Genomic DNA, 11,850 nt, shown 5'->3' on the forward strand with positions numbered 1-11,850 from the left:
TTTTTCATACTGACAGATGCAATGCAGCATGAGTGTGACAATCTTTCAGTGTTCCCGCAGCAATTTTCATGTATGAGCAAGTAAGCCTTGTATCGTGCCCAAATTACCTCCTTGGCCCGATACAAGGCTTTTTGCATTGAATTTAAAGAAGAATTTTTTAGCAAAAGCAACTTTTTAAATAATCCTTGCAGAAGCTGAAGCGCTTAGGCACAATCAGCCCGGATTTTCTGATCTGGAAATCATACAACCCTATCGTTGCATTTTCTGAAGTGTGGGCGGATCAACAGAGACCGAGCCGCATCATTTCAGTCTTTTTATTATTGAGCTGTTCCGCCTCGCGTGGCGGAAACCGAGTCCGATCGAATTTTTGGAGAACTGCAGGATGAAGAAAAAACTGATGGCGTTAGCGATAACCGGTGTATTTGCCATACCGGCGGCTGCGTTAGCGCAAGGAACAAATTTAACCCTGTTTGGGAGTTTGCAAGCCGAGTATGCAACCGTTAATCGTGATGGCCAGAGTAGCCAAGCCCTGATCGGTGACGATACCGGCCGCTCAAAAATGGGGGCGCATGTGACCGAAAACCTGGGCAGCGGTTTTAAAGTCAAAGCGCGTGTCGAGTATGGTTTCAATACCGGCGCGGGTAATCTGGGCGGAGCGCGTGAGCGCTGGGTAGCGCTCGCCGGCGATCAGTGGGGTGAAGTCAAATTTGGCCGCGTGCAATCGCCGTTCAAAGATTTTGCCGGCGGCATGACCATCGATCCGTTTGCTTACACGACTTTGCAAGCGGCTGGTAGCGGCGGCACCATGACCGCTTCCGCAAATGGCTTGGGTGCTGGTGCAATGGGTTTTGTGAACAGCGCAATCCGCTACGATTCACCTAAAGTCGACGGTTTCAGCTTTGCCGGATTGTTAATGCCAGGTGACTCCAATCGTCTGGATCCGGCGAATTTCATTGCGCCAAGCGGCGGATTTCCAGGTAGTCAAACCAATTCCGGCGGTGAAGACGGTGAATGGGATTTTCAAGTTGCGGGTAAATACGATACCAGCTTGAGAGATCACCACTTCGCGGTATTCGGAGGCTATTCCCGGGATAATGTCAGCGCTCGCCAAAGAATCGCTCAAGGATTGACAAACAACGAACATGTCTGGCGTGGCGGCGCTTCTTGGAGCTGGCAAAACTTCAAACTAAACGGCCAGTATGAAAACGTCAGTAATGCGGTCGGTGCCGCAACTTGTACCAACCAGGCGGCATTGGGTGATCCGGCGACAGGTTCGTTGGATTCACGCGGTCAATGTAATTCCGCTATGAACATGGGCGGTGACGGCAATTTGTGGTTTGCCGGCGGACAGTATGACTGGGGCAATACCAGCTTTATCGCCCAAGGCGGGATGTCGCACGCACATGCAACGGCTTTGTCGGGAAAACGTGAAACGAGCCAATTCACGGTGGGTGTGATCCACAATTTGAGCAGCCGTTCGAGCTTGTTCGGTGGCTACCAACGTGTGATGGTCGGCAGCGGCGCATCGGATTTCTTCAGGGATATGAATATCTGGTCTGCCGGTATGCGGCATAATTTCTAAGCTGAGTTGGATAGGTAAAAAAGCGCCGCAGGGCGCTTTTTTATTTTTAATTTCCTTATTCAATATTTTTCAGAAATTTATATGGTTACTGGGATTTGTTGCTGGTAATCCAGTTTGCCTTGAACGGTATCGTTATGTAGTGCTGAACTACCAATATTTCTCGAGCTATACAGGCGTCACCACCGGCGCTAGAAAAATATCGCCCCGGGTGTCTAAATTTCACAACAATCGATGAGCGAAACTTCAGCTTTTGAGTAGGGGTTTGAGCTAATATCATGTAAATTTGAAGCTGCAAGTTTTTTAGCAGAAGCCGGATTCAATCAGGATCCGGGTTTGCGCAATCGAAAGGTCAAGTTTGTTGTTTGACTGGGCTTTTCTCACTACGGGGAAAATCATCATGCTCCAGTTTCTTTTCTATATCTTCTTGTTTCTTGTTGTAACTGCCGGTGTAATTTTGGGAATTCCTGCAATTCGCCGATTTTTGGTTACCGGTCAGCTACTGAAGGTTTTTCGCAAAATGTTGCCGCAGATTTCGCAGACCGAGCAGGAAGCTTTGGATGCCGGAACTGTTTGGTGGGAAGGCGATTTATTCAGCGGCAAACCGGATTGGAAGAAATTGCTGGCGTATCCAAAACCGCAATTGACTGCGGAAGAGCAAGCGTTTCTGGATGGTCCGGTGGAAGAACTGTGCGCGATGCTGGATGAATGGAAGATTACCCACGAGTTGAAAGATTTGCCACCGGAAGTCTGGCAGTTTATCAAGGATCAAGGCTTTTTCGGATTGATCATTCCAAAGCAGTACGGTGGTTATGGATTTTCGGCGTTGGCGCATTCCGAAGTAGTGATGAAAATCGGCTCCCGCAGCGGCTCGGCGGCGGTAACGGTGATGGTGCCGAACTCGTTAGGACCGGCTGAATTATTGCTGCATTATGGAACTGACGAACAAAAACAATATTATTTGCCGCGGCTTGCCAAAGGCTTGGAAGTGCCTTGCTTTGCATTGACTTCTCCGCATGCCGGATCGGATGCCGGCTCAATGCCGGATTTTGCGATTGTCTGCCGTAGCGAATTCGATGGTAGACCCGACGTGCTCGGCATGCGAGTGACTTGGGAAAAACGCTATATTACTTTAGGTCCGGTCGCAACCATTTTAGGGTTGGCTTTCAAATTGTATGACCCGGATCGGTTGCTTGGCGGCGAAGAGGATTTGGGGATTACGTTGGCATTGATTCCGACCCATACACCGGGAGTTCATATCGGACGCCGACACTATCCATTGAACGGCGCATTTCAGAACGGCCCGAACTGGGGTAAAGAAGTTTTCATCCCGATGGAATGGATTATCGGCGGACCCGAGGGCGTTGGCCAGGGCTGGAAGATGTTGATGAACTGTCTTGCTGCAGGCCGCTCGATTTCATTGCCAGCGACCAGCGTAGGCGCTGCAAAATTGGCAGCCCGAACCAGCGGCGCTTATAGCAGGGTGCGTACGCAGTTCAAAGTCCCTATCGGGTATTTTGAAGGTATCGAAGAAGCATTGGCGCGCATTGGCGGTAATACCTACATGATGGATGCGGCTCGTGTCATGACCGCTGGCGCGGTCGATTTGGGCGAAAAGCCATCGGTGATATCGGCGATCGTTAAGTATCATTTGACCGAACGCGGCCGTCAGGCAATTAACGATGCAATGGATATTCACGGCGGCAAGGGGATTTGTATCGGCCCGCGGAATTACCTTGGGCGCACCTATCAGCAGATTCCGGTGAGCATTACGGTCGAAGGCGCCAATATTTTGACGCGCAATATGATTATTTTCGGTCAAGGCGCGATTCGATGTCATCCCTATCTGTTAAAAGAAGTGAATGCCGCGCATGACAATAATCTCAATCGTGCCATACTGGCCTTCGACGAGGCATTGGTCGGCCATGCCCGGTTCACTCTCAGAAATATTGGCAATAGTGTGGTGTACGCGCTCGCCGGTAAATTTATCAAGACCAATGCGCCGGACAATTGCGCGCCGGAGACGGCTGATTATTATCGTCAGTTGGCGCGATTTTCCGCCAGTTTTGCCTGTATCGCCGATATCGGGTTGATGTGGCTTGGAGGGTCGCTGAAGCGCAGAGAGCGATTATCCGCCCGCCTGGGAGATATTCTGAGTATGTTGTATCTGTGCTCGGCAACTTTAAAACGGTTCGAAGATGATTATCGCCCGAGTGCGGATTTGCCATTGCTGCACTGGTCGATGCAGGATGCCCTTTATCGCTTGCAGCAAGCTCTGGATGAGTTTCTGACCAATTTCCCGGTACCGGTGGTTGTTGGCTGGTTGTTACGGGGATTGATTTTTCCGTTGGGTAGACGCTGTAAACCGCCAACCGATGCGTTAACGCATGAAGTAGCGAAACTCATGATGGAACCGGGTGCAGTGCGCGACCGGTTGACGTTCGGGATCTATCTGCCGGTAGCAGAACATGAACCATTGGCTGATTTAGAGCAAGCGTTGCAGTGTGTGATTGAATGCGAGGCTATCGAAACCAAGCTGCGTCAAGCGGTTAAGTCGCATAAAGTGACCGAATATGGTGGCCAGCAGATCGCGCAAGCGTTGCAAAATCATATAATCACTGCGGAAGAAGCGGCTCTGCTGAATAAAGTGAATGAATTGCGCAACCGGGTTGTGAAAGTGGATGATTTTTCTCCCGATCTGGGTGCAGAAGCAAAAACCGGTTCAGGCAATGAAAAAACGCTTCAAAGCATTAAAAATGATGCGGCGAAGGCAGGCGGCAGCAAACGTGCGGCATCGCAAAGCAGCACCGGGAATGCAGAAGTTACCGAGCAATCTGAAAGCATTGAGCCGGTAACTGAGCTTGCGGTTGCGGAAGAGCAAGGGAAACAGTGATGTGTTTCTGCGTGAAAAACTAACCCCGAGGTGCTGTAAACTTATGTTATCCGTTGTCCGAGGTTTTATGAAATGAACGCACCGCAACAGGAACATGACGGAATAATCGATATTATTCCAGTAGAAAAAGCCAGAACGCTGGATGGTCTTTTTCATGAACGCGTGCAGCGCACGCCGGATAAGCCGGCTTACCGGTATTTCAACCCGATCAGCGAGGAATGGGCCAGCTATACCTGGGCGCAAATGGATCAATTCGTAGCCCGCTGGCAAGCCGCTTTGGAGAAAGAATCACTGGCACCCGGCGACCGCGTGGCGATCATGATGAAGAATTCTCCGGAATGGGTGATGTTCGAACAAGCGGCCCTGGGTCTTGGTTTAGTGGTGATTCCTTTATATACCGATGACCGCGTCGAGAATGCTGCGTATGTGATCAACGATGCGGGTGTTAAGGTGTTGCTGTTGGAAAACGCGCATCAATGGCGGCAATTCTTAAATATTCAACATGAAATTGCGGGATTGCAGCGAGTGGTTGTTCTGCGGCCTCTGGAACCGGATTGCGTCGATCCATGCGATAGCGTTCGGGTGATTGCTGCTAAGGATTGGCTGGCAGTACACGCCGGCGCCGTAAAACATATCCCTGCTGATCCCCATGCACTTGCAACAATTATCTACACGTCCGGAACATCCGGCCGGCCAAAGGGTGTAATGCTCAGTCATCACAATATCTTGTCCAATGCCGCTAGTTGCCTGCAAGTGATACCGGTGCTGCCGGATGATTTGCTGCTTTCCTTTTTGCCGCTGTCGCATACGTTTGAACGCACATCCGGTTACTATGTGCCGATGATGGCAGCTGCGACGATCGCCTACGCCCGCTCGATACCTCAATTGCAGGAAGATTTATTGACGATTCGTCCAACTTTGCTGATTTCTGTGCCGCGAATCTACGAGCGAGTATTTTCCGGCATTAGGGCCAAACTTGCGGAAGGCTCCGGTTTCGCCAGATGGCTATTCAACTTTGCAGTCGATGTGGGTTACAGCCGGTTTGAATACCAGCAAGGGAGAGGAAGCTGGCAATTCTCACACTGTCTGTGGCCGCTGCTGAAGAAATTGGTAGCCGATAAAGTATTGAACAAATTGGGTGGACGTTTGCGGTTCGCTATGAGTGGCGGTGCCGCATTATCACCGCAAGTTTCCCGTGTTTTTATCGGGCTAGGATTGCCCATTCTGCAAGGGTATGGCATGACCGAAAGCAGCCCGGTCGTGTGCGCCAACAGAGTGGACAATAATGTGCCATCCAGTGTCGGGTTGCCAATTCCTGGAGTGCAAGTAAAACTGGGTGAGAATAATGCATTGCTGATTCATGGACCTAATGTGATGCTGGGTTATTGGAATAATCCGGACGCTACAAAAGCGATCATTTCTTCCGATGGCTGGCTGAATTCGGGGGATATTGCCTCGATTGACGAGCAAGGGCATGTCACTATTACCGGGCGCTTGAAAGAGATCATTGTGTTATCGACCGGCGAGAAAGTACCGCCGGCCGACATGGAAGCAGCAATTTTGCGGGATCCGCTGTTTGAGCAAGTCATGCTGATCGGTGAAGCGCGTTCTTACTTAAGTGTCTTGGCTGTTTTGAATAAAACCCGATGGCAGGATTTTATCGCGCAACACGGTTTGGATGGGAATTTGACCGGCGATCAGCAAAGACAGCAACTGGAAGAAATTCTGCTGGAACGGATAACGTTGCAAACCAGTGAATTTCCCGGATATGCCAAAATCCGCCGGGTAGCGGTCATTGATGAACCCTGGAGTGTGGAGAATGGGTTATTGACACCGACGCTCAAATTAAAACGCGGAAAAGTTTTTGAGCAACACAAAGCTGCGGTTGACCGGTTATATGCCGGACATTAGCAGATTATGCGGTGTTTTTCTCGTGTATTGATCATGATCATACCGGGTGCGGCAATCAATCGATTCGATGTTAAGTAATTTTCACTCGATAAATCTGCGAATGGGTTAGGTATTACGGGAGCGCAAAAAACACCGAGAATAGCGTGCACGGACACGTTTTTAATGGAAATAAGGAGTCTGTCATGGAGAAATTAACTGATGTAGCCGGTATTGGCCCAGCTTCTGCAAAATTGCTGGCGGATCACCAAGTCAAAACAGTGGCTGCGTTGGCAGCTATCAAGTTGGCAGAGTTACAAAAAATCCCGGGGTTTGGCGGTGAATTGAGAGCGCGCGCAGTGAAACAAGCAGCTGCGGATTATTTAAAAGGAAAGAAAACTCCTCCAAAGACTGCTAAAAGCGGCCAAACACAGACTACGGCCGTAACGGCTGCCGCAACAACTTCCCGCAAGGCGAGTGTCGCCGGAAAATCTTTGGCGCCGGTTGAACCGGAGCACGTTGCGATTAAAGAAAAGAAAGCGAAGGATAAGAAAAAAGACAACAAGAAAAACACAAAAGCAAAAAGTAAGGAAAAAAAAGCGAAGGACAAAAAAAAATCTAAAAAGAAAGGTAAAAACAAGAAAAAATCCTGATACCCTGCCGAAAGTCCTTAATTTTTCATCAGATTGTTAATTTTTGTTAAGACTTAATTCTTTGGGCCTGATGAGGTATCGTAACTTTGCTTGATGTAACGCGCCGGTAATGCGACTCTGATTGTATTCAAGAACTGCAATCGCCGCAGTGGTTAAAAGTTTACCGCAGTGATTGACGGCGGGTGGATCGATCGAAAGATGGCAGAGCAGTTGATCAAGTCCGGGATTGTGTCCAATCATGAAGAGCGTGTGAGCACTGAGACCGTGACGATCGAGAATGGAAATCAATGTATCCAATGAGGCTTCGTACATGGCAGATTCCCAAATGACTTGGGAATGCGAAATGCTTAATTTTTTCAAAACCAGTTCGCAAGTTTGCCGGGTTCGCAGCGCAGGAGAACAAATGATACGATCGAAGTTGTAAGATTGCTGTCGTAACCAATTTCCCATTTGGCGAGCGGCTTTTTGGCCACGCACGGTTAAAGGGCGATCAAAATCAGTGCAATGCTCAACAGTCCAGTCTGATTTGCCATGGCGCATCAAAATCAATCTATTTTTCATTTGTTTACAGATATTAGGTTTTAATCAGCTATTTTATCGATATTGAGAATACATTTGTCATGGATGAATCCTACGCAGCAATTGATTTAGGTTCCAACAGTTTTCATATGATCGTCGCTAATCTCGTTGACGGGCAGTTGCAAGTCATCGATCGAATCAAGGAGATGGTCAGATTGGCTGCAGGTTTGAACGATCAACAGGAATTGTCCAAGGAATCCATGCAGCAAGCGCTGGAATGTTTGCAGCGGTTCGGTCAACGCATTCGCCAAGTTCCGCATTTGAATGTTCGTGCCGTGGGAACCAATACACTGCGTCAAGCGCGGAATGGCGCTGAGTTTTTGGCCAAAGCCCATATTGCCTTGGGCCACCCGATTGAGATCATTGCGGGGCGTGAAGAAGCGCGATTGATTTACTCAGGGGTCGCGCACAGTCTGTACGATGAAACGCATAAACGATTAGTGATTGATATTGGCGGTGGCAGTACTGAATTAATCATCGGCCGCGGTTTTGACACATTCTATACTGAGAGTTTGTATATGGGATGCGTGAACGTGAGCCAGCGTTTTTTTGCGGATGGCAAGATCAAAGCCAAGCGGATGCGCAAGGCGATCTTGTTTGCGATGCAGGAACTGGAGTCATTGGAGTCCGCTTACAAAAAGATGGGCTGGGATTATGCGCTGGGTTCATCCGGCACGATCATTTCCATTGGCGAAGTATTGCGAGCGCAAGGCTGGTGTGACACTGGCATTACAGCAACGGCATTGACACATTTGATGGAGACTCTGATTGCGATTGGAGATAGCGCCGCGATTAATTTCGCCGGATTGTCAGAACGAAGAAAACCGGTATTTGCAAGTGGCGTAGCGATCTTAGTCGGTGTTTTTGAGGCATTGAAGCTGGATAAGATGGATATTTCGGAAGGCGCCTTACGCGAAGGGCTGCTATACGATTTGATTGGCCGTGTGCATGACGAAGATATTCGTGATAAAACCATTCTGGCAGTCGCACAGCGTTATGGTGTCGACATGGAGCAAGCGCTGCGAATAAGGGAAACTGCTGAAAATTTTTTTGTTCAAGTCCATGACGATTGGAAATTGGATAGAAAAGCAGATTTAAAATTATTATCGTGGGGCGCATTGATTCATGAAATCGGGCTCTCGGTTGCGCACAATCAATATCACCGGCATGGCGCTTACTTAACGGCCAATTCCGATTTGGCCGGTTTTTCCCGTCAAGAGCAAATGAAACTGGCGATGTTGGTTCGTTGCCATCGCCGCAAATTTCCGCTGGAAGAGTTTGAATCGATACCCGTTTTGATGCGTACGCCCTTGATAAGGCTCTGCATCCTGTTGCGTCTGGCGGTGGTATTGCACCGGAGCCGATCCAATATCAGTTTGCCGGATATACACATTGACGTGGATGGTAATATTGTCATCTTGCATTTTCCACCCGGGTGGCTTGATCAGCATCCGCTTACCTTGGTTGACTTGACAACTGAACAAGTTTTTTTGCAGGCTGCGGATTTCAAATTAGTATTTGATTAGGGGCCGGTCAGCACTGCAATCGATTGGTCATCCCACGATAACCGTTTATAATTCACTCCTGAATCCATTTGTCCAAGCCGATCATCGAAGCTTTTCCAAACTATTGCTCCTTCCAGTGGAATGAATCCTAAACTCAATTTATTACAACCTTATCCATTTCAGAAATTACGTCAACTGCTGGATGGAGTGTCCCGGCATCCCGGATTTACGCCAATTGAATTGCAAATAGGTGAACCCAAGCATCAAACTCCGGATTTTATAAGCCGTGCCTTAGTAAATAATTTGGATGGATTGTCCAACTATCCGACAACATTGGGGATATCCACCCTCCGGATTAACATAGCGGATTGGATAAAACGGCGATTCAATTTGCCGGAGATCAATCCGGATACTGAGATTATTCCGGTAAACGGCAGCCGTGAGGCGTTGTTTTCTTTTGCGCAAGCGGTCATCAATAACGATGGTGTGCGTCCGGTTGTGGTTTGCCCTAATCCGTTTTATCAAATCTATGAAGGCGCTGCATATCTTGCGGGTGCCACGCCGCATTTTCTTAATACCTTGGAAGAGAATCGCTATCAACTCGATTTTTCTCAGTTGAGTGATGACGTATGGTCGAGAACTCAGCTCATGTATGTGTGCTCACCCAATAATCCGACCGGTAGCGTTCTGACGTTGGATGAATGGCAAAAAGTGTTTGCGCTGTCAGATCGATATGGATTTGTGGTGGCTGCAGATGAATGTTATTCGGAAATATATTTTGATGAAGCGAATCCACCGCTCGGCGCATTGGATGCCGCCAACCGGCTGGGACGCAAAGGCTATTCGCGGCTGGTGGTATTTAATAGCTTATCGAAGCGCTCGAATGTACCCGGTCTGCGATCTGGGTTTGTTGCTGGAGACGCTGAGATTTTGGAGAAATTTTTGTTGTATCGAACTTACCACGGTTGCGCAATGAATCCGGCTGTGCAAGCCGCCAGTGCGGCAGCTTGGGTTGATGAAACTCACGTAGTAGAAAATCGCCGTTTATATGCACAGAAATTTTCTGATGCAATTTCATTATTATCAGCGGTGGTGAATGTGCAAAAGCCGGATGCCGGTTTTTATTTATGGCTTAAAACGCCGGTCAGTGATACCGAATTCACCAGAAAGCTTTATCAAGATTATAATGTGACAGTATTACCTGGCAGTTATCTTGCACGTGACGCACATGAAACGAATCCGGGTAGAAATTATGTGCGGATTGCACTGGTTGCATCGCCGCAGGAGTGCGTCGAAGCGATGCATAGGATTAAGGAATTATTGACACGTTTGGCTTAAATAGCCTGAATTTATATAACTAGGGAATGATATGACTGAATTGCAAACCATCATTGAAGAAGCTTTTGATCGCCGGGCTGAGATTACACCGCGCAATGTCGATGCCAGTTTAAAAGAGGCGATTGCTCAGGTTTTGTCGATGCTGGATAACGGAAAGCTTCGCGTCGCAGAAAAAATCGAAGGTAGCTGGGTTACGCACCAATGGATCAAGAAAGCAGTCTTACTGTCATTCCGGATTGAGGACAACAGTTTTATTAAAGGCGGCTTTTCCAACTATTACGATAAAGTACCTTCAAAATTTGCAGATTATAGTTCAAGAGATTTCCGCGATGGCGGTTTTCGCGTCGTTCCGCCCGCTGCTGTGAGAAAAGGGGCTTTCATTGCGAGCAATGTAGTGTTGATGCCATCGTACGTCAATATTGGCGCGTATGTCGATGAAGGCACCATGGTCGATACCTGGGCGACGGTCGGCTCCTGCGCGCAAATCGGTAAGAATGTGCACTTATCCGGCGGTGTCGGTATTGGCGGCGTATTGGAACCTGTTCAAGCCAATCCGACGATCATCGAAGATAACTGCTTTATCGGCGCTCGCTCGGAGATTGTGGAGGGTGTGATCGTCGGCGAAAACTCGGTGATTTCAATGGGTGTGTATATTGGTCAAAGCACTAAAATTTATAACCGCGAGACAGGAGAAGTATTATACGGACGTATTCCACCAGGATCTGTCGTTGTATCGGGTAATTTACCTGCAGAAAACGGCAAGTATAGTTTATATTGTGCGGTGATCGTCAAACAGGTTGACGCCAAAACCCGTTCAAAAACAGGAATTAATGAATTGTTGCGTGGAATATAATTGAATTTCACTGATGAAACTAAAAATCCCCGAAAGGGGATTTCTAGTAACAGTTATTGAATTACAATTTGATTATCGACTTTCTTAACACCATCCGCGATCCACGCGTGCATATTGATGCGCGTGACTTGATTCTCATTGGAAGCGGTTCCGGATAAAGTCACGTTACCGTCTTTAACTTTGATATCGATATTGATTCCACGTAAATCAGGGTCTGTTTGTACGGCTTGCGAAATACGTGCATAAATAGTCGAGTCATCAAACACAGCCCCAGCAGGCGGCGCTACCCATGATGGGTGCGTTTTTTCCGCATAATTTTCACAGCCGGCCAGTATTAAAGTACTGAAGAGTGCAAGTGTAAGTGCCAATAACAGGTGTTGGTTAGGCATAATCATTCTTCCCTTAAATATTATGATGTTTATAATTAGCAAGTTATATGTAATCTAAAAATTTTTATTGTTGATTAAACCGTGTGTGGTTTGTAGCAGATCATAACTCTTCCGCTTATTAGTCGACAAGCGGACTATTTTCTTTCCGAGACTATTTCTAGATAGTCGGTCCTG

General features: G+C 47.9%; 9 protein-coding genes. 7 read left to right on the top strand and 2 right to left on the bottom strand.

Annotated features, from left to right (window positions below; all coding sequences use genetic code 11):
- Positions 1-382: 382 nt before the first annotated feature.
- From ACV7NC_RS00880 to ACV7NC_RS00895, 4 genes are all read left to right on the top strand, one after another.
- Complete coding sequence (locus ACV7NC_RS00880; RefSeq protein WP_458153540.1) at positions 383-1,582, top strand: porin; 1,200 nt, start codon at positions 383-385, stop codon at positions 1,580-1,582.
- A gap of 397 nt (positions 1,583-1,979) precedes the next feature.
- Positions 1,980-4,472 carry an acyl-CoA dehydrogenase gene (locus ACV7NC_RS00885; protein WP_458153541.1) on the top strand — a complete coding sequence of 831 codons (2,493 nt, stop codon included), beginning with the start codon at positions 1,980-1,982 and terminating at the stop codon, positions 4,470-4,472.
- Between the two features lie 72 nt (positions 4,473-4,544).
- Complete coding sequence (locus ACV7NC_RS00890) at positions 4,545-6,383, top strand: AMP-dependent synthetase/ligase (protein WP_458153542.1); 1,839 nt, start codon at positions 4,545-4,547, stop codon at positions 6,381-6,383.
- Positions 6,384-6,565: 182 nt separating this feature from the next.
- A complete protein-coding gene (locus ACV7NC_RS00895) occupies positions 6,566-7,012 on the top strand; it encodes a helix-hairpin-helix domain-containing protein (protein ID WP_458153543.1) in 447 nt (148 codons plus the stop codon).
- A gap of 36 nt (positions 7,013-7,048) precedes the next feature.
- Here the strand turns inward: ACV7NC_RS00895 and ACV7NC_RS00900 are convergent, their stop codons facing one another.
- Complete coding sequence (locus ACV7NC_RS00900) at positions 7,049-7,573, bottom strand: SixA phosphatase family protein (RefSeq protein ID WP_458153545.1); 525 nt, start codon at positions 7,571-7,573, stop codon at positions 7,049-7,051.
- Between the two features lie 59 nt (positions 7,574-7,632).
- On the opposite strand from ACV7NC_RS00900, the gene ppx reads away from it, so the two are divergent.
- From ppx to dapD, 3 genes are all read left to right on the top strand, one after another.
- Positions 7,633-9,117 carry an exopolyphosphatase gene (gene ppx, locus ACV7NC_RS00905; protein WP_458153546.1) on the top strand — a complete coding sequence of 495 codons (1,485 nt, stop codon included), beginning with the start codon at positions 7,633-7,635 and terminating at the stop codon, positions 9,115-9,117.
- 120 nt (positions 9,118-9,237) lie between these two features.
- Positions 9,238-10,434 (top strand): succinyldiaminopimelate transaminase, encoded by a 1,197-nt coding sequence (gene dapC / locus ACV7NC_RS00910; protein WP_458153548.1) that lies wholly within the window; start codon positions 9,238-9,240, stop codon positions 10,432-10,434.
- Positions 10,435-10,465: 31 nt separating this feature from the next.
- The gene (gene dapD / locus ACV7NC_RS00915; protein ID WP_458153549.1) at positions 10,466-11,287 is read left to right on the top strand and encodes a 2,3,4,5-tetrahydropyridine-2,6-dicarboxylate N-succinyltransferase; all 822 of its coding nucleotides are present in this window, start codon (positions 10,466-10,468) and stop codon (positions 11,285-11,287) included.
- Between the two features lie 53 nt (positions 11,288-11,340).
- Here dapD and ACV7NC_RS00920 read toward each other — a convergent pair whose 3' ends face one another.
- Entirely contained in the window at positions 11,341-11,676 is a 336-nt protein-coding gene (locus ACV7NC_RS00920; RefSeq protein WP_458153550.1) for a BON domain-containing protein, read from the bottom strand.
- Positions 11,677-11,850 lie beyond the last annotated feature (174 nt).

The organism is Nitrosomonas limosa, from assembly GCF_054188085.1.